Below are 19,505 nucleotides of genomic sequence, written 5' to 3'. Positions count from 1 at the left end.
CAGTCATCAGTCATCTGGCTGATGACTACAAGTGTTGCTAAAGTTAATTAACAATACTTTTTCACCAAGACTAATGGAACTTGCTAATTTGTCGGCCAATTTACGATCGCCCGACGAAGCTGTCGATCGCCATCCTGTGATGGTTGGGCCCTCAACTTCGCTCGCAGAGGCGATCGCCCTGATGCGTCGGACGAACAACCATTGCCCACTGCCTAATTCACCTGCATTTCCCGACTCAAACGAAACTGTAAAAGCATTTATTAGTTGCGTCTTAGTTGTCGATAAAAATCAGCTAGTCGGACTGCTAAGCCCGGAAGATGTGCTCAACTTAGCTGCGACCGAATATGGATGGCAAGGCATGAAAGTTGCCGACGCAATGACGCGGAATTTAATTGTTTTAAAAGAATCAGAATTTACAGATATTACTACCGCATTCAAGCTATTTTGTCAATACTCGATTGATTGCTTGCCAATTGTAGATGAACTGGGTCAGCCAGTAGGTTTAATCAGTGAAAAAAGTATTCGTCCAGCAATGTATAGCTGGATCGAGGCACTGCACCAAGAAGTGGCAAAACTCCAGGAACAATGCGAACTGTTAGAGGGCAATTGTGAACTAGAAAAAGTCAGCGATCGCCAAAATGCCGAAAATACCCTGCGGCAGAGCGAGGCGCGCTACCTGGCGATTGTGGAAGACCAAACCGAACTGATTTGCCGCTACCTCCCAGACGGTAAAATAACTTTTGTCAATCAAGCTTATTGCCGTTATTTCGGCGTGCAGCCGATCGACTTACTAGGCAAATGCTTCATGTCGCTGCTGCCAGAAGCAGACCGAGAATTTTTTCAACAGCAATATACTTCTGTGTCTCCCGACAACCCTATTTTTACCTGCGAGCACCAAGTAATTTTGCCGAGCGGGGAAATTCGCTGGCACCAGTGGATCGATCGGGCTATATTCAACGAGAGCGGACAAATCGTCGAGTATCAAGCTGCAGGCAGGGATGTCACGGATCGCAAACAAGCAGAAATCGCTTTGCAGCAGCTCAATGCAGAGTTAGAACTGAGAGTGCAGCAGCGGACACAATGGTACGAACTGGCAGTATCGGCCGGCAAAGTGGGGGTTTGGGACTGGAATTTGCAAACCGATGAAATCTACATTGCTCCCTCTTTGAAAGCTTTGTTGGGCTATCAAGACACAGAGATTCCTAACCGCATGGAAAATTGGGCATCTCACGTTCATCCCGACGATCGAGTTGCCGTCGCCGAAGCAGTAAATGCTTATTTAGAAGGTTTGACAGAAATTTATGAAGTAGAACACCGGATGGTGCGTAAAGACGGCAGCACCTGCTGGATACTAGCCCGTGGCAGCGCGATTCGATCGGCTTCTGGCAGGGCTTTCCGCCTGACTGGCACTGACACTGACATTACCGATCGCAAATTGACGGAAGAAAAACTCCAAAACTCCGAAGCCGAACTGCTGGCGCTGTTTAACGCCATGACGGATATCGTCCTGGTTTTCGACGCAAGCGGCCGCTACCTCAAAATCGCCCCCACGGCTCCCGAACTGCTGTACAAACCGGCTCCTGAAGTGCTGGGCAAAACCCTCGCCGAAATCTTCCCAGAAGCGGAAGCTAATTTTGCCCTCGGCCACATTCGCCAAACATTGGCATCTGGGGAAACCCACAGAATTGAATACAGGATGGAAATTGGCTGCAAGTTATTTTGGTTTGATGCCAGTATTTCGCCCCTGGAGCTCGATCGGGTGATGTGGGTAGCCCGAGACATTACCGCTCGCAAACACGCAGAAGCTGCACTGCAAAAGAGCGAGGAAAAGTTTCGCAACTTATTTGACGATGCTCCGATCGCGCTTGGTTTGGCAAGCGTGCGCGACTTCCGCACGATCAAAGTGAATGAAGCTCACCGCCAGATGTTGGGCTACAGCGATTCGGAGTTGGCTAGCATGACTTTTAGTGAACTCACGCATCCAGAAGATTTACACGCAGATGTAGAGGAAGTCAAGCAGTTGATCTGTGGCAAAATTTCTCGCTTCCAAAGGGAAAAACGCTTGATTAAGAAGAATGGCGAGCTGATGTGGGCAAACTTGACGGTGACGCTGATCCGCGATCGCGAGGGCATTCCTCTCTACAGTATGGGGGCGATCGAAGATATCAGTTATCGTAAGCGAGCAGAAATGGAATTTCAGCAGTTAAAAGAACGCCTGCAATTTTTGCTGGGTTCTAATCCGGCGGTAATTTTTACAGCCGCACCGATGGGGGACTTTTGTACTACTTACATCAGCGACAACGTTCAGACAATCGTTGGCTACGACCCCCAAGAATTGTTAGCAGATTGTAAATTTTGGTCGAGCCGGATTCATCCTGAAGATCGGCCACAATTTTTAGTAAATTTTTCGGATTTGTCCGAGGGTAAAAATTGCATTTGCGAGTATCGTTTTCTACACCAAGACGGAAGTTACCGCTGGCTAAGGACGGAACTCAAACTATTGGTTGATAGCAGAGGTGTTCCGATCGAAATTATTGGTTATGCCGCGGATATCAGCAATTCTAAATATGCCGAACTCGCTAGGGGGCAGCAGTTCGAGCAAGAAAGGCTTGTGGAGGCGATCGCCCGTCGTGTGCGCCAGTCTTTGCAATTAGAGGAAATTCTCAACACTACCGTTGCCGAACTCCAGCAAGTATTATTAGCCGATCGAGTTTTGGTTTATCAACTTTTACCCGAAAATGGCGGGCGAGTCATTGCTGAAGCCGTTGCAGAAGGATGCAGCCAACTGGTGGATAAATGTTTTGGCGAAGAGGTTTTTCCGGCCCAAAGTTCTCAGCTTTATTTGCAAGGGCGAATTTGTGCGATCTCCCAACTAGATGATCCCTCCCTTACACCTTGTATGGCCCAGTTTATGAAACAGATTCAAGTTAGGGCCAAGTTAGTAGTGCCGATTATTCAGCACAGCCAAATTTGGGGATTGCTAATAGCCCACCAATGCGATCGCCCTCGTGAGTGGCAAGAATCGGAAATCAATTTATTTCAGCAGTTGGTAAATCAATTGGCGATCGCGATTCAGCAATCTCTACTTTACCAGCAACTGCAAGCTGAACTGAGCGATCGCAAACAAGCAGAAGCAAATTTGAAAAACTCCCTCAGAGAAAAAGAAATTTTGCTCAAAGAAATTCACCACCGCGTCAAAAACAACCTTTGCGTAGTTGCCAGTCTGTTAGAATTGCAATCGAACACAGTTGCCGACCCCCAAGTAAGCAAAATGTTTGAAGAAAGTCAGAATCGCCTTTATTCTATGGCTCTGATTCACGAAAAACTGTACCGTTCGACTAACCTAGCGCAAATTAATTTTGGCGAATATCTCGAAGATTTGGTAAGTAACTTGTTTCACTCTTACAATATTAGCAACAACCAAATTCAGTTGCAGGTATTAGCTGAGCCAATCTCCCTAAATCTTGAAACTGCTACTCCCTGCGGTTTAATTGCCAATGAATTGGTTTCAAATACGCTGAAACACGCTTTTCCTGATGGCACAACTGGTACAGTTAGTGTAGAATGCTATCAAACGGGCGATCGAGAAATCAACCTTTTAGTTAAGGACAACGGCATTGGCTTTCCTCAAAACTTAGATTTTCGGAAAACTCACTCGATGGGGTTTCAAGTTGTCTGCACTTTAACCGAGCAGTTAGAAGGAACAATCGAAATATCCAGAGAAGTTGGTACATCCTTTCACTTAAAATTTAACGAGTTAAACTACTTTCAAAGATTGTAACAATATGAGCTTGGTCGAAAAACCAATTAAGATTTTGATTGTCGAAGACGAACTGTTAATTGCTAAAAACTTATCCCCTAAATTAGAAAAATTGGGATATCAAATTGCCGATATCGTTTCTTCTGGAGCGGATGCCATCCAGCGCGCCCGCGAACTAAGACCAGATTTAATTTTAATGGACATAGTTATCAAAGGCGACATTGACGGCATAGAAACAGCAGCAATAATTAATCAAGAATTAGATATACCAATTATCTATACAACTGCCTATGCTGACGACGAAACTTTGCAGCGAGCCGAAAATACTGGTTCTTACGGCTACCTGCTCAAACCTTTTAAAGAAAGAGAAATGCACGCCACTATCAAGATAGCACTGAGCAAACATCAAGAAGCTGTTATCCTGAAAAAATTAATGGCATTAGCAGCAGAAAAAAGCGAAAATAGATCGCGCTTTATTTCGATGGCATACCACGACTTAAATACTCCTTTAACTACTATACAGTTATCGGCTGAAATGCTAGAAGATAGCGACTTGCAGAGAACCACCGGAACGAAAAATAAAAATGTTGATCGCATTAAAAAAGCCGTCAGTAATATGAGTGGGTTGCTGGAAGATATTTTAATGCTTAGCAAAGCAGAATCAGGCAAAATCTCCTTAAATTTAAATCTGATTAATGCGACGGATTTATGCAATTCTATTTTAGAAGAACTGCAACCTATCGTCACCGACAAGCACCTAGTACATTTCCGCAGTCACACAAATCCGCTGCACGCCAATCTTGATGCCAAACTACTGCACCACCTTCTGACTAATTTGCTTTCAAACGCTATTAAATATTCTCCAAACGGCGGCAAGGTAAGTTTAGACTTAAGCTGCGAAAACCAACAAATAATTTTGTGCGTTCGAGATGAGGGAATTGGGATGACAGCGGAATATCAAGAAAAACTATTTCAGCAGTTTGAACGGGGTGCTAATGTAGGCAAAATTAAGGGATCGGGTTTGGGACTCTGCATTGTCAAACACATAGTTGACCTGCACGGCGGTACAATAAGTGTGGAAAGTGCGATCGACAAAGGTACTACATTTATTGTCACGCTGCCTTTGGTAGTCATTAGTCAGTAGTCAGTAGTCAGTAGTCAGTAGTCAGTAGTCAGTAGTCATTAGTCATCTATCCTTCTTCCTGACATCCGTTACATCCGTCGAGCGAATCCGTTGCCGAACTTTCTTCTGCGATAAATCGACTAGGAGACAAAAGCGCCATCGCCCTATCTTCTTCTCCCCCCGCCCAATTAGCAAATCGCTCAGCCAAAGCAGGTACAATAGCCAAAGGATTGCTGAGACCCGAAAAAACGTTCAATCCAGGGCGATCGGCGATCGGCCCCACTACAGGCAAATTATCAGCGCTAAATGCCACACTACACTCGTGCCAAGTTGCAGGTAAACCTGCCAAATCAGGCAAAACCTTGCCGATTCCTGCACGAATTGCCGTTTCGCTGGTTTCTCGATCGACTTTAGCATTCAAATCGCTCAAAGTGCGCGACAATTGCCCGATCCGCAAACTGCTATCATTAAATTGAATGGCACCCGAATCTAAAATCGGCGGCTGTAACTCTTTACCCGGTTCATCCCAAAGAAAATCCACCTCATTTCTACTCGATTCAGCTTCCAATTCAAAACGTTTTAATACCGCAGGCATCACCAAAGTCCTGAGTTTCAAATCCACAGGTGCAGTTTCCAAAATCTCCGTGCGAGTAAAATAAACTCCCACAGAAACACTAGCGGCTTTCAGTAAACTCCGACTCCAACCTCCAGCACAAATAACCGTATTTTCGCAGGCATAACTTTCCTGTACCGTCTTAACTCCCGAAATCCGATTTCCCTCTTCTATAAACCCAATTACTTCAGCAAATTCTATAGTTCCTCCCAACCGCAGAAACCCTTGACAATAAGCTTTATTTGTGGCATTCGGCGAAATGTGACCGTGACGCACAGTCAGAGCTCCGGCGATCGCGCTTTTATTCAGCAAAGGTTCCAACTCGCCAGCTTCTGCAACACTCAAAAGCTGCGGAACGATCGCAAAATGCGCGTAATTAGCCGCCACTTTTTCTACATCAGTACCCGCATCAATTGTCAGCAACAAATCCAACTCGCGAAACTCAGTATCAGCATCTAATTGGGCCGATAAATGGCGGTGGCGTTCGATACCTTCCCGACACAATTGCCGCGTTAAATCAGTCGTTCCCGACCAATAAGCCAAGCCACCATAACTAAAACGAGTAGCATTTTGCATGGTAGCATCTCGTTCCAAAAGCAGCACAGCAAAACCTTTTTTTGCCAGTTCGTAACTCAGTGACGCACCCGTAATGCCACCGCCGACAACAATCCAATCGTAACTTTTCATGGGCAACTCAAAGGAAATGAAAATATCATGCTTAGATTTTAGCTTAGTTTTTTCGGAACAAATCGAAAAACCTCTACCTACAGGAAGAGGCTGTCTGCGATCGCCCTAACTGAAACTTCCACCCGTCGGGAGATGTTTACCTAGAGAGATTTTTCGTTCAATAGTAGGAATTAGAGTCAGCAAAAAATTAGAAATACCAGAGAGGTTTTTATGAGTATCGACAAACCAGGCAAAGATATGGAGCGCACGGTCAATCCGGGCGATCGTATTTCCGACAAACCGCAAACCATTGAAGAAAAAGCGCAGCAACTGGCGGTAGACCACGTACCCGACATCGTGGGAGATGTTGTTACAGTTCCAACTTATGTAATCGTCGAAGAACCCGATGGGGAAAAGAAAGCTTTGCACCACGTCAAAGACGCCGACGAAATTTCCGACGTAATTCGGCAGGCCCGCGTTGACGAAAATGGCGAGCGGGTTTGGGATTAAGTTCAATCCAATAAAAACGGGTTTTTTGTACAAAAGTTATCGTAGAAATCATGGAAACAAATCCCAGAAATAGTACGCCCTATCCCAATCTTCCGCCGATTCTAGAAAGTCACGATACAGAGTACCGCGACGCCGGTATTACGAGTACGCTTTCAGTTGCAGGCCATCCCATCCACCCCATCATCGTCATCTTTCCGGTAGCCTTTTTAGTAGGAGCCGCCGGCACTGATGTCGGTTATTGGCTGACAAGCGATCCGTTTTGGGCGAGAGCTTCGGTTTGGCTGATGGGTGTCGGTTTTGCTGCGGGGATTTTGGCCGCAATCACGGGCTTTTTAGATTTTTTCAAAGTTAAAAGAGTGCGCGATCGCAGTGCCGGTTGGTTGCACATGGGTGGCAATGTGGCGGTTATGGTACTTACCCTGATTAACTTGCTGTTGCGACAAGGAAATCCGGCTGAGCCGATCGTATACACAGGTTTAGCAATATCGATCGTCGTAGCAACTTTGCTGGGCGTTACAGGCTGGTTCGGCGGCGAACTAAGTTTTCGCCACAAAATCGGCGTCATCGGCCCTACCAGTCATAATTCCTAGGTTTCCGATCATTTTTAGTAGGGAATTCCGTCCCTCTTCATTGGATAATTTAGGACTAAAATCTTGACTACAAACTTAAAGATTGTCCCAGCCAATTGAGATAAGCATCGCTGCCAGCGATAATAGGAAGAGCAATAATTTCGGGAACTTCATAGGAATGGAGTTCCTGAACTTTTGTTTTTAAAGCATCAAATTTAGCCAAATCAGTTTTAATCAGCAACTGCCACTCTGACTCGGAATGAATCTCGCCTTGCCAACTATAAATCGAGCGAATTGGTGACAAACTCACACAAGCAGCCAGCTTGTTTTCAACTAGAGATTTCGCGAGATTCTCCGCCTCCGCCTCCGATGCCGCAGTTACCAGCACCACCCCAAAATTAATTGTCATAGTAATCAGTGAACAGTCAATCGATTTTAGATTTTAGATTTTAGATTTTAGATTTTAGCATTGACTTGCGCGAGATAAATTCGGGGGATCCTTTATCGGATACAGGTTTTTTATTTCTGGACAGATGAATCACGTGGCGGGTATCCTGGATGCTTGATTGTCAACAGTCAACAGTCAACAGTCAACAATCAACCGTTAATCTCATTAACTTCCCAAGAATTGACTCTGCCAGCCCCAGCTAAGGAAAAATAGCGCCTAGTAGATTCCGGCAAAATAGCTCCCGTCAACAAAGCATTATCTAAATTAGTTCCTATTAACGTCGCCTCGCTCAAATCTGCCGCCATCAAATCTGCTTGACACAACTTTGCCCAATTCAGATTTGCCCCTCTCAAACAACTTCCCCTCAACTTAGCCCCGGTTAAGTTTGCACCCGCCAACTTCACCCCACGCAACTGAGCCGCGCTGAAATTTGCGCCCGCCAAATTCGAGCCTTCCAAATTAGCTCCCATTAATTTAGCTTCGCTCACGTTAACGCCGCTCAAATCTACACCGCAAAGATTCACCCCTGTCAACTGCGCTCGCCGCAGACTGACTCCGGTTAATTGAGCTCCAAAAAGTTTTGCACTATTGAGCCTTGCACCGTAAAGGTTGGCCCACTTAAAATTAGCTCCCGTCAGATTCGCGCCCAGCAAGTTAACTAATTGCAAGTCGGCGCTGCATAAATTGGCATTCCACAACACAGCACCGCGCAGGTTTGCGCCAGTTAAAGTTGCGCCGCTTAACTTTACCTTGGGCATTTTGGCTTTTACCAAAAAAGCTCCACTCAAATTAGCTTTTGTCAAATCTGCACCAGAGAGTTGGGTTTCACCCATTTTGGCAAAACTCAGATTTGTTCTGTGCATCTGTGCATCTTTGAGTGTGGCTTTTGTGAGAAACGCCCTACTGAGGTTCGCCCCGGAAAGATTAGCTCGCGAAAGGTTGACTCCGATTAAGATTGCTCCGCTGAGGTTTTTCCCGCTGAGGTCGGCTCCAGTAAAGTCTCTTTGTCCTTTTTCGTAATTGTTGAGCAGTTCACTAACTTCCATAGGGCGTTATACCTTCTATGATTGGGGGGTTTCGATCCAGAAATCTTTACTGTTAAGGTTGTTTCAGAAAGGAAACTGTTTCAGAAAGGAAACTGTTTTAGCGTTTGCCTCAAACGGTATAAATTTCATTAACATCACTTTCTGTTTAAAGGCAATCTCTTAATAAAGATTTTATATCTTCCTCGCGGTAGCGATCGCCCTTTCGGTATTTTTGAATTAAAAGTTAATGTTTCTTGACATAGATAGTCATTCCTTAAGGCTCGACCGTTATTCGCAACTTCAGGCGCAGCGTGCCCTTGAATCCTGCAGGAGGTTGCCAGGAACTCAAGGCCCTCTTGAGAGCCTCTACGGCGTCTGTTGCTTGCAGCGTCGAGGTTTTAGTGTCGAGCGCCAATCGGGCAACGCGGCCGTCTTGTACCAATAACTTCCACACCGTTTCACCGCTAACCCCCGCCGGGAGATTAACAGATTGCAGGTATTGACTCAAAGCCGCGATCGCCTCGGCATCCAACCCTTCGACGCTAACTACTTGAAGGCGAGAAGCCAAAGGCTTCGGGCGTTGCAACTCACCGTAACCTTGCTGCGGCGCCATAGCAGGAGCTGGACTCACCGGTGCCGAGTTGCGATTCGAGGTAACGCTGCGAGTGCCGCCTCTAGTTGGCTCTGCCCCCTCGGACTCGAAAATACCCTCATAGCTGACACCCTGCGGCAATTCCACAGGCACTTGCACGCGGCGACGAGATCCATCGGGTTCCACTCGCACTTCTTCGCTCACAGCCACAAAAGCCGTGTATTCCGACAGCAAGCGATAAGTCAGAGCAGTATTAGTCACAGCTTCCACCAGAGATTTAGTCTCACCACCAAACATTTGATTCATTAAATCTTTAATGCGCGATCGCCCCCAAAGTTGAGCTACCGCCGGATTGCCAAAATCCGTAGCGGTTGCTGCGACGGAAGTAGACTCTCGCTGCCGCCCGCCGGATTGAGCAAAATTAACCGGTAAAACTTGCTCGTAAGCTTTGCCGCCCGCCAGAGTGCCGCGGATGCGAAGTTGGCCGGGGGCTCGATCGCTCTTTTTGCCAAACAAAACCAGCGGCCCACTCGCAAACAAGTCTGGGGGTGCGATCGGATAAATCTCCGGTTTTTCCCCCACTCCTTCCCAACTAATTTGAATATTAGTCAATACCGGACGATTAATTTCACGAAAAAACTTTTCTGTCGCTTCTGCCGACGGTTCATCTTGACGAATTACTTGAGAAGTGCCTCTTCCCACTTCCGCCAAACGGTTGAGCAAAAACCGATTCACCGAACCGCCAACACCAAAACTATAAAGTCGATTTCCTGGTTTCAGACTCTGCTGAACCAGAGCCAGCACTTCATTTTCATTACCAATGTAACCATCCGTAATTAATACAATACTCCGCAGCCTTCCCGTAGCCGCCGCCGGAAAATTCATCACTGCTTGAAGGCCGTTAAGCAGTTCACTGCCTCCGTTAGCCTGCAACTTTTCGATATAATTAATTGCGCTTTGTCGATTTTCTGCCGTATTCGCTAAAGGAGTAGTTGAAAGCGCTTGCGTAGTATTGGCAAAATCAATAATAGTAAAAGTATCGTTGGAATTCAATCCTTGAATAAAGCGGCGCATCAACTCCTTAGATTTTGCCAGCGGTTCGCCCTTTTGAGAACCGGAAGTATCCATCAAAAACACGACATCTTTAGGTACAATTTCATTAGTTTTGTAATTTAATGCCGGAATTAAATAAGTAGCAAAATGACCGCCCCGCTGGTCGGATTGAGTCAAGACAGTTGCGCGCGTATTTTCGCCCGCCACTCGATAGCGCAAAATTAAATCTTTATTGGGAATTGTGTCAGAATTGGCTAATTGGACTTGCACAATATTTCCCCTGCGGTCAGTTGTAATTTGATGGGAAGTAGAGCGGACATCGCCGATCGCAACTCCGGCATCTATTTCTACCGAAACAGCAATATTGTGACCCGATCGCGCTCCCGGAGGCAAAACAGGCGGGTTAATGCGATCGCCCCCCCTTAGCAAGGGGGGGTTGGGGGGGGTCGTATTTCCCGAAATATAGCGAGGCCCTACCACCATTGGAAACACAAATTCGTAATCGCCGCCGACAAATTTGAGACTTTCGGTGTAGCGAATCGTAACTTCAATTTTTTCTCCAGGTTTGATATTAGCCAGAGACTGAGTAAAAATATTGGATCGTTCTTGTTCCAACAAACCTGCACTCCGGCCTTGCTTTCTGGCTTGTTCGTACATTTCCACAGCTTCCTCGCGGCGTTTGATATCAGCTTTAATAATTCGTGAGCCTATTTTAATTTCCATATCATCCACCGCCGCTTCATCGGGCAAAGGAAATACATAAACAGCTTCTATAGATTCGGGAAAAGGATTTTCAAACTTCTGAACAACTTCGACGCGGGAGATATTGCCAGCTATTTTGGCTTTAACTTCAGTCTGTTTCAGAGGAAAGACTTGTTCTGGCGTCGTGTTGGGAGTTTTGACGAACAAACCGCCGACTGGACAGGGAGTTTCGGGCGATCGTCCGCCATTGCAATTAACATCGTTACTAGCGATGATTTTCGGCGACACAGACGAATAATTTTCCCCAGGATCTTTTGCCCGCGCTGCATTGGGAGCGCCCCACGCGCCACACTCGTTAGCGAAGCCCTCGAAGAGGAGCGCAGCGAGCAATGCCATACCAGTACAAAGCAACCGTTGAGGGGAGAGAACGCAGACAAACTTCATAGCAGTTGTTTTTTAGCAGACTTGAGGTGCTTTGTTTACCATGACTTTACGATTGCCGAAACGTTCCTGAGTTAGCTTTTTGGGAAAAATGACTGAGCGCGTAGGGCTGATTTTAGATTTTAGATTTTAGATTAACTCTACAGGCGCTCATGGGGGAGTGGAACTTTTGTCTAGACTGCTGTGGGCTTGCATCCGTATTTGGGTGAAGTCGGTTGGGGCGATCGTCCGCGAACCCAACCTAGAAGATTGTATGATAGTTAAATAATTAAATAACTCTAACCTCAACCTCTCAATCTCTAATAAATTGAAAAAGCCATGAATTTTATTAACCCCAAAACCGACTTTGCATTTAAAAAAATCTTCGGCTCGGCTGACAGCAAAGACATTTTGATTAGCTTCTTAAATGCCATTCTCTACGAAGCGCAGCCAGTCATCGAAGATTTAGAAATTCTTGACCCTTATTTAGCTCCCAAAATCAAAGGAGTCAAAGATACTTACTTGGATGTTAAAGCAAAAATTGGTGGTAGCAAAACTGTGATCATTGAAATGCAGGTATTGAATGTAGAATCCTTTGAGAAACGCATTTTATACAATGCTACCAAAGCTTACTCAGTGCAATTAAAAAGCGGAGAAAACTACAACCTGTTAAATCCCGTGATTGCCTTGACGATTACAGATTTCCAAATGTTTGAGCATCTGGAAACAGTAATTTCGCGGTTTTGTATCAAAGAAAAAAACAATCGGGTCGAGTATTTGGCGGATGAATTAGAATTTGTCTTTGTTGAGTTGCCAAAATTTGACAAGACTTTAGCAGAATTAGAGACTCTGACTGACAAGTGGATATATTTCATGAAAACCGCTCGCACGTTAAGGTCTGTGCCGGAAGAGTTGGGAAATGTACCGGAACTCCGCAAAGCTTTTACAATTGCCAATGAAGCAAATCTAGATCCTGATGAATTGGAGGATTTAGAAAGGCGAGAAATTTTTATTCAAGACCAGCGCGGTGCAATTAGCAAAGCTACCAGAATCGGGATAGAACAAGGAATCAGACAAGGCATTGAACAAGGCATCGAACAAGGCATCAAACAAGGAAATGTGACATTAATTGTTCGTCAGTTGGAGCACAGTGTCGGCCAGTTGTCGCCGGAGATTCAAACTCGCATCGCTCAGTTATCCGCTGAGCAATTACAGAGTTTAGGAGAGGCGCTATTAGACTTTGCCAGTGTGTCAGATTTGACAACTTGGTTGCAAGCACATAACAATCGTCAATAATTTGGTCAAATGAGTGTAGGGGCAATCCCCCGTGGTTGCCCTTATGGATTACCTATGTCACATTTGAGTCTGACCTGACATTGAAACATCTAAAGTCGAAAATCCTATGAGCAAATTTGTGTTTGTGACCGGCGGCGTGGTTTCCAGCATCGGCAAGGGAATTGTCGGTGCTTCCTTGGGCCGCCTATTGAAGTCGCGGGACTATTCAGTCTCGATTTTGAAGCTAGACCCCTATATTAACGTTGACCCCGGCACTCTGAGCCCTTTTCAGCACGGAGAAGTCTTTGTCACGCAAGACGGTGCGGAAACTGACCTGGATTTGGGGCACTACGAGCGTTTTACCGATACTTCCATGTCTCGCCTCAATAGCGTCACCACGGGTTCCATTTATCAAGCGGTGATTAACAAAGAACGCCGCGGTGAGTATCAGGGGAGCACGGTGCAGGTGATTCCGCACATCACTAACGAGATTAAAGATCGAATTCACCGGGTAGCAAAAAATACCAATCCCGATGTGGTGATTACGGAAATCGGCGGAACGGTGGGAGATATTGAATCTTTGCCGTTTTTGGAGGCAATTCGCCAGTTTCGCAAGGATGTCGGCCGGCAAAATGTTGTGTATATGCACGTGACGCTGATACCTTGGATTCCTTCGGCTGGGGAGATGAAAACTAAACCGACTCAGCATTCGGTGAAGGAATTGCGGTCGATCGGCATTCAACCAGATATTTTAGTCTGTCGGTGCGATCGCCCGCTGTCTTTGGGCATGAAACAGAAATTGTCGGAATTCTGCAACGTCCCCGAAGAATGTGTCATCACCGCTCAAGATGCTAAAAGTATCTACGAAGTGCCGCTGATGATGGAACAGGAGGGTTTAGCGGAACAAACGATCAATTTGTTGCAACTCGAACATCGCCAGCCAGATTTGCATCAGTGGCAAACTTTAGTCAACAGGCTTTACAGTCCCAATCACAAAATTGATATTGCTTTAGTTGGCAAATACGTGCGGTTGAACGATGCTTATCTTTCGGTGGTCGAAGCTTTGCGGCACGCGGCAATTGCGATCGGCTGCGACCTGAATTTACACTGGATTAACTCAGAAGATTTAGAATCGGGAAACCTCGATAATTATCTCAAAGGTATCAACGGCATTCTTGTACCGGGAGGTTTTGGGGTTCGGGGAGTTGACGGGAAAATAGCGGCGATCGAATATGCTAAACACCACAAAATTCCATTTTTGGGATTGTGTTTGGGGATGCAGTGTGCTGTGATTGAATGGGCGCGCAACATCGCTCAACTAGAGGATGCCAACAGCGCTGAATTTAACCCAGATACAGCGAATCCGGTAATTAATTTATTGCCAGAACAGCAAGATGTAGTCGATTTGGGCGGTACAATGCGACTGGGTTTGTATCCGTGCCGTGTCAACCCAGACACGCTAGCTTTCAAACTTTATCAGAAAGAAGTGATTTACGAGCGGCACCGCCATCGGTACGAATTTAACAACGCCTACCGCAATCTTTTCTTAGAATCAGGTTATGCAGTCTCCGGTACATCGCCAGACGGCCGCTTGGTAGAAATGATCGAATTTCCCAACCATCCCTTTTTCATAGCCTGCCAATTTCACCCCGAATTCCAATCTCGACCTAGCGCCCCCCACCCATTGTTTCAAGGGTTTATCCAGGCCGCTAGCATCCAGGGAAAGCAGGATGTTTTAGAAGATGAGGGTCGCGACTTGGTGGCTGGGAAAGTTGCAGCAAACTGATCTCATATCATGTGCGATCGATTAGTTCTGATATATTAGATGTCTGTAGGGGCGGTTCAGAGTACACAATATTCAAATCGCCCCGACAATCGACATTACAAAACCCGCCCAACAGACCAATAGGATTTGATAGAGGTTGCACTTATCGGACTAGATATCGGGCAGCATTCTCAACGAGTGAAAAACCTTCCCCCCCAACCCCTATGCTAGGGCTGGGGGGCTAGCACCACAAGGGAGAAGGCAGAAGGGAGGAGGCAGAAGGTAAAAATGCTGATATTTTTACTTAACTTTTTAGCTTGGATTTCAATGGTGATACCAGTAAAAAAAAATGTAACTTTAGGCAACTTCCCAACCCCGATAGTCATCAGTCATGCCCAATCTAAAATCTACAATCTAAAATCTAAAATGGTATGAGTTGTCAAACTATCCTAAAATACCAGGAAACACAGGTTTGAGGAGGCTTTGTGGCTTATTGGAGCAAAATTACTTATGAGAAAAGTACATACATAATTGACCTTGACACTATTAGTGCTTTTTCTAGCGAACTGGATAACAAGCGTCTCACCTTTTGGCTGCCTAATAGCAGTCAGCCGATTATCCTCAATCCCCAAGGCAATTCTGAGGCTTACAAGCAAGTTCTCGATTACCTCAAAAAAACCATCGATCGCAATTCGAGAGGTTCGTGGATTAAAATTCATTATGACCGCAAAGAATTTGCGATCGATATGAGTCGAATTAGCTCTTTTGCTTGCGAACAGAACGGTCGGCTAAGCTTTTGCCTGCCTGACAGCGCAACTAATATTATTATCCTGCGCCAAAACAACCCGGAAACTTATCAAGAAATTCAGGAATACATTAAAAATACCACTGGACAATCTCTGCCATGAAGCAGTCATTAGTCATTAGTTGTTAGTCATTAGTCATTAGTCATTAGTCGTTAGTTGTTAGTCATTAGTCATTAGTCATTAGTTATAAGTATGAACAATGAAGGAGGAAGGAAGACTATTTTTAGTAAATCCTAACATTCATTTTATTTTTTTTTGGGGTAAGGTGCTTAGGTTGCACCCTAAGTTTAGATATGAAAAAAGCGCAATAAACTGCGCTGCTTTTTGAAATTTTAACTATTGAACAAGCTGCCAAGCTAATTTTGCCGCCCCTACCATGCCTGCTTGATTGCCCAATTCAGCCACCAATAACTGTAAATCCTCGCGAGAACTCGGCAGTACACGTTGCTCAAGTTCTTCTCGAACCTTCGGCAAGAAAAATTCTGCACCTGCACTAATTCCACCGCCGATAATAATAGCTTCCGGCGTCAAAATATAAATGAGACTTGCCAAACCGATACCCAGATAGCGCCCGTAATTTTGCCAGAATTCTAAAGCTTTGGCATCTCCAGACTTAGCTAGATTTGCTAATTCTAGCGGTTCCAAACCCGTTTCTCGGCGAATTGCTTGCACCGAAACGTACTGTTCTAAAGAACCGCGATTGCCGCTGTTGCACTCCGGGCCATCGGGATTTATAGTAATTAATCCGAGTTCTCCGGCCGCGCCTTGATGACCTACAAATAGTTTGCCGTCTAGGATAACTGCACCGCCGACTCCTGTACCTAAAGTTATTAAAATTAGGTCTTTAAAGTGCCTTCCTGCGCCCAACCAAGCTTCTCCCAATCCGGCACAGTTGGCATCATTTGCTAACATGGTTGGCAGTCCGGTTTTAGCTTCTACCCAGTCAGCGAGGGGGACGTTATGCCAGTTTTTGAGGTTAATTGCAACTCTGGCTATGCGGCCGGCGGCGTCTGCGGGGCCTGGAGTGCCGATGCCGATCGCACTTACAGCATTTTCGACCGGATTCAGTTGTAAAATAGCATCCGTCATCGCGGCTAAAACTGCTTCTGGCGTTGCGGGTTGAGGGGTTGGAACAGTTAAGGATTGGTGACAAAGACCATTTTCGCTAAATCTGCCGAGTTTAATGGCGCTTCCGCCTAAGTCAATGCCGATTACTTGTATCATTCGATTTGGGTTTGGGATGCAAGGATTTGGGATTGATCCTCATAGGATAAACATATTTTAGGGTGCAGATTGTGCACCTTACCAATTAACTTTGTAGTGAGGATTTAAATCCTCCAACTCCTATTTTAGTGTATAATAATTAGCGAGGGAAACTGCGTTTAATTCTTAATAGTAGTATCATACCGATCGCACTACCTAGCAAAAATTATGGAGACCAGCGAGTTCGCCTATTGAATTTCGCCTAACTTACGTTGCGCTACCTCTCGGTTGTGCAAAGCATCGTGATAGTCTGGTTGGAGAGCAATTGCCTGGTTATAAGATGCGATCGCCTCTTCAAATCTTCCTAAATTATACTGCTCATTCCCTCGATCGCACCACGCTTTCGCCTCTACATTAACTTCCGATTCGGCCTGTGCACCCTCAGCGCCTCTGCGGTTCACTTCCCCAGAAAAACCCAAACCATTCCCAACAAAAACCGCCTCAATTACCCTCCCCTTTGTATCCTCCTCCTCAACCTCCGGCAGCGGAAACCGTGTCAATATCTCCCGCCCAATTTGCCTCGCCACCTCTGAGAATTCCCCGCTGCCAATTCTACCTAACAATACCAGCCGCTGCGCCAGTTCCTGAAGCGATGCCACCGCATCCGTAGGGGCGGTGCCCCCGTGCCCGCCCTGCAGGTTTTCGCCCTCTAACAATCGAGTCCCAAACCGTCGCAGCCAAGCAGCCAATTCACCATCTTTAAGGCGTTTTGCGATTAAGAATCCCGCTACATCTCCTCGACTCCAACCGGCATTCACCCCTTCGAGAATTTCCATGAATTTCGACTCGTATTCCGCGTCAGTTAATGTTGGGCGGATGGCGGTATTTTCCGAAGGCGGGGTGGGTTTGGTTGGGGTTCCGAACAGTCGCTGAATTAGTCGTTTGAAGAATTGCAGAATTTTGTTGAGCATTTGTGAGGTTGGGAGGGTGGGGTATTTTCTATTTTATAGCAATTATCAAAAGTAGGATTACATATAGATTGTCCGCGATATCTGTAGGAAGACGGCACTGTTGTGTCTGGGATTGCGACGCACAGCAAACAATCACATGAATAGGACTTACGCAATCATCCCAGGTATGGGGGCAACCACGGGGGGTTTGCCCCTACAAAACACTATATATTGAGGCTGTGCGTAAGTCCTGATGAAGTAGAATTAACTCACATCTTGCACCATTCTCAAGAACAGGCAAGATGCCTGTTCCACAAAGAGTGAGTTTTCTTGTGGAACAGGCATCTTGCCTGTTCCTAAACAAGTAATTGACAATGGTGCAAGATCTCAGATTAATCTACTTTAAAAGCGGATAATACAGTTCTCCTGTTGAGTTGATATAACCGGCCCGATCGCCCGCTAAATCCCCCGTTCCCATAAATACATCAACTCTCCCCGCGCCTTTGATTGCGCCGCCAGTATCTTGATCCAAAACGTACCGATTCACGGCATTTTGTTCGAGTTGTCCTGCCGCATTCGGATAAGGGAGTTTTGTACTAATTAATGCTAGCGCACCTGGTGGCATTAAGGCTTTGTCCGTGGCGATCGACCTTTCGGCAGTTACTGGCACTCCAATGCTTCCTGTGGCTGGAGATCCATTACTATCCCGGAAGAATACAAAGCTTTCATTTTTCGGCAAATATTTGTTCATATCTGCGGGAAAGTTGGTAAAATATTCCCTTAGTTTCGGCAAAGTTAACTCTTCTAAAGTAAACTTTCCGTCTTTAACTAATTCTCGTCCAACTCCTGTATAACTGTGACTGGTTTTGCCGGCAAAACCGACGGTCATCTCGCTACCATCTGTTAGTTGCAATCTCGCAGAACCTTGGACGTGCACGAGAAATGCTTGGAATCGATCGCGCAACCAAACTAATTCTAATCCTCGCAGCAATCCTTTACTTGCTTGCAAAGCATCTGCGCCTTCTAATTGCAATCTTGTCGGGTGAGGTTTCGGCCAAGATGCCATGTTTGGCGGCATCCGGTACAGGGGATAACGGTATTCGGAATTCGGCGTCCGAGATGCTGCGTAAGTCGGCTCGAAATAACCTGTAAATGCGACTGTTCCTTTGCCGTCTTTGCCCGTGGATTTGTAAAAGACAAATTCGCGCTTGACAGATTCCTGAAGTTGTGCGGGGGTTGTGGAACTGACAACTAATTGACGGAATCGATCGAGAGAACGCCTAACTCGATCGCGCGTAACTCCTGCGACTGGATAGCGGCTGTAAGCAGTGGCGGCGGCTGATGTATTGAGATAGCGGAGGCTGTGGTCGATCGACCTTAACAGCAATTCTTTATCGCCCGGTTTGCCATTTTCGCCCCAGATTTGAGCGTCAAAGGCGAGATCATCCGCCTCGCCAGCTTGCAATTGATTTATACTAATTGGTTGCAGCGATGGAACTGCAACGGCGGGCACCGAAAAAGCGATCGCCAAAACGCAACAGGCGATCGCTAATAGCTGATAGCGAAAAATCTTGCTCAATTTCCAATCTTTCCTACTAAATTGATTATTTTCCTTATTCATCGTATCGTTCGACACTAGAAGTAAATATCGGTTCTACGCGAATTGCGAGAACGCTGGTAGGCCGAACTACCATGTATTCGCCTTGAATATTTTTAATCGGGACGTTAAGAAATTCTCTTGAATCTTGTTTCGGCACCAGCGTACTGCTGTACCACTTTTGAAAATCTTGCAGCGTTGCGAAACGCACTTCTTCGCGATGGCCGCCCTCAAGCAGCAGGTGCACGGAATATTCGCTGGGTGTTCTAGGCATATCTGTATTTTAGATTTTTGATTTTAAGGTTGTAGAACGATTTCATATTTTACCTCTTACTCGGCGCATTCCCCGATCGAGTAGGTTGGATAGGGGGAGAGTTGTTGGAGGCATTGGTGTCAACTTAACGTCAAATGTAGTATGGGTCTGCTGT

At 45.9% G+C, this 19,505-nt stretch carries 15 protein-coding genes; 7 read left to right on the top strand and 8 right to left on the bottom strand.

Annotated features, from left to right (window positions below; translation table 11 throughout):
* Positions 1-73 precede the first annotated feature (73 nt).
* Both QT987_RS10470 and QT987_RS10465 read left to right on the top strand, forming a co-directional pair.
* Positions 74-3,781, top strand: a complete 3,708-nt coding sequence (locus QT987_RS10470; protein ID WP_333239570.1) for a PAS domain S-box protein — start codon at positions 74-76, stop codon at positions 3,779-3,781.
* Between the two features lie 4 nt (positions 3,782-3,785).
* The gene (locus QT987_RS10465; protein ID WP_333239568.1) at positions 3,786-4,904 is read left to right on the top strand and encodes an ATP-binding protein; all 1,119 of its coding nucleotides are present in this window, start codon (positions 3,786-3,788) and stop codon (positions 4,902-4,904) included.
* 46 nt (positions 4,905-4,950) lie between these two features.
* On the opposite strand, the gene QT987_RS10460 is transcribed toward QT987_RS10465, so the two are convergent.
* Positions 4,951-6,183 (bottom strand): FAD-binding oxidoreductase, encoded by a 1,233-nt coding sequence (locus QT987_RS10460; protein WP_333239566.1) that lies wholly within the window; start codon positions 6,181-6,183, stop codon positions 4,951-4,953.
* A gap of 210 nt (positions 6,184-6,393) precedes the next feature.
* Between QT987_RS10460 and QT987_RS10455 the strand changes: the two genes are divergently transcribed.
* Together QT987_RS10455 and QT987_RS10450 are read left to right on the top strand one after the other, a co-directional pair.
* Positions 6,394-6,672: a hypothetical protein gene (locus tag QT987_RS10455; RefSeq protein ID WP_333225179.1), complete on the top strand. Its 279-nt coding sequence runs from the start codon at positions 6,394-6,396 to the stop codon at positions 6,670-6,672.
* A 50-nt stretch (positions 6,673-6,722) separates the two neighbouring features.
* On the top strand, positions 6,723-7,262 hold the full coding sequence (locus QT987_RS10450) for a DUF2231 domain-containing protein (protein WP_333239564.1): 540 nt from the start codon (positions 6,723-6,725) through the stop codon (positions 7,260-7,262).
* A 67-nt stretch (positions 7,263-7,329) separates the two neighbouring features.
* Here QT987_RS10450 and cutA read toward each other — a convergent pair whose 3' ends face one another.
* The 3 genes from cutA to QT987_RS10435 form a co-directional block, all read right to left on the bottom strand.
* On the bottom strand, positions 7,330-7,650 hold the full coding sequence (cutA, locus tag QT987_RS10445) for a divalent-cation tolerance protein CutA (protein WP_333239562.1): 321 nt from the start codon (positions 7,648-7,650) through the stop codon (positions 7,330-7,332).
* 188 nt (positions 7,651-7,838) lie between these two features.
* On the bottom strand, positions 7,839-8,735 hold the full coding sequence (locus QT987_RS10440) for a pentapeptide repeat-containing protein (RefSeq protein ID WP_333239560.1): 897 nt from the start codon (positions 8,733-8,735) through the stop codon (positions 7,839-7,841).
* A gap of 253 nt (positions 8,736-8,988) precedes the next feature.
* On the bottom strand, positions 8,989-11,505 hold the full coding sequence (locus tag QT987_RS10435) for a VIT domain-containing protein (protein WP_333239558.1): 2,517 nt from the start codon (positions 11,503-11,505) through the stop codon (positions 8,989-8,991).
* A gap of 315 nt (positions 11,506-11,820) precedes the next feature.
* On the opposite strand from QT987_RS10435, the gene QT987_RS10430 reads away from it, so the two are divergent.
* From QT987_RS10430 to QT987_RS10420, 3 genes are all read left to right on the top strand, one after another.
* Positions 11,821-12,777, top strand: a complete 957-nt coding sequence (locus tag QT987_RS10430; RefSeq protein ID WP_333239556.1) for an Rpn family recombination-promoting nuclease/putative transposase — start codon at positions 11,821-11,823, stop codon at positions 12,775-12,777.
* Positions 12,778-12,883: 106 nt separating this feature from the next.
* Complete coding sequence (locus QT987_RS10425; RefSeq protein WP_333239554.1) at positions 12,884-14,542, top strand: CTP synthase; 1,659 nt, start codon at positions 12,884-12,886, stop codon at positions 14,540-14,542.
* 464 nt (positions 14,543-15,006) lie between these two features.
* Positions 15,007-15,429, top strand: a complete 423-nt coding sequence (locus tag QT987_RS10420; RefSeq protein ID WP_333149438.1) for a hypothetical protein — start codon at positions 15,007-15,009, stop codon at positions 15,427-15,429.
* A 234-nt stretch (positions 15,430-15,663) separates the two neighbouring features.
* On the opposite strand, the gene QT987_RS10415 is transcribed toward QT987_RS10420, so the two are convergent.
* The 4 genes from QT987_RS10415 to QT987_RS10400 all read right to left on the bottom strand — a co-directional run bounded on the left by QT987_RS10415 (position 15,664) and on the right by QT987_RS10400 (position 19,351).
* A complete protein-coding gene (locus QT987_RS10415) occupies positions 15,664-16,551 on the bottom strand; it encodes an ROK family protein (RefSeq protein WP_333239552.1) in 888 nt (295 codons plus the stop codon).
* 227 nt (positions 16,552-16,778) lie between these two features.
* The gene (locus QT987_RS10410) at positions 16,779-17,501 is read right to left on the bottom strand and encodes a tetratricopeptide repeat protein (protein ID WP_333239550.1); all 723 of its coding nucleotides are present in this window, start codon (positions 17,499-17,501) and stop codon (positions 16,779-16,781) included.
* Between the two features lie 376 nt (positions 17,502-17,877).
* On the bottom strand, positions 17,878-19,101 hold the full coding sequence (locus tag QT987_RS10405) for a murein transglycosylase A (RefSeq protein ID WP_333239548.1): 1,224 nt from the start codon (positions 19,099-19,101) through the stop codon (positions 17,878-17,880).
* Positions 19,094-19,351, bottom strand: coding sequence for a hypothetical protein (locus QT987_RS10400; protein ID WP_172192361.1), 258 nt, complete (start codon positions 19,349-19,351; stop codon positions 19,094-19,096). Before QT987_RS10400 ends, QT987_RS10405 begins: the two co-directional genes overlap by 8 nt.
* Positions 19,352-19,505 lie beyond the last annotated feature (154 nt).

The organism is Microcoleus sp. SVA1B4 (genome assembly GCF_036700545.1).
In the GTDB taxonomy this organism is placed as follows: Bacteria; Cyanobacteriota; Cyanobacteriia; order Cyanobacteriales; family Microcoleaceae; genus Microcoleus.
Note: the sequence above shows the minus strand (reverse complement) of the source record. Positions and strands in the feature narration are given on the sequence as shown.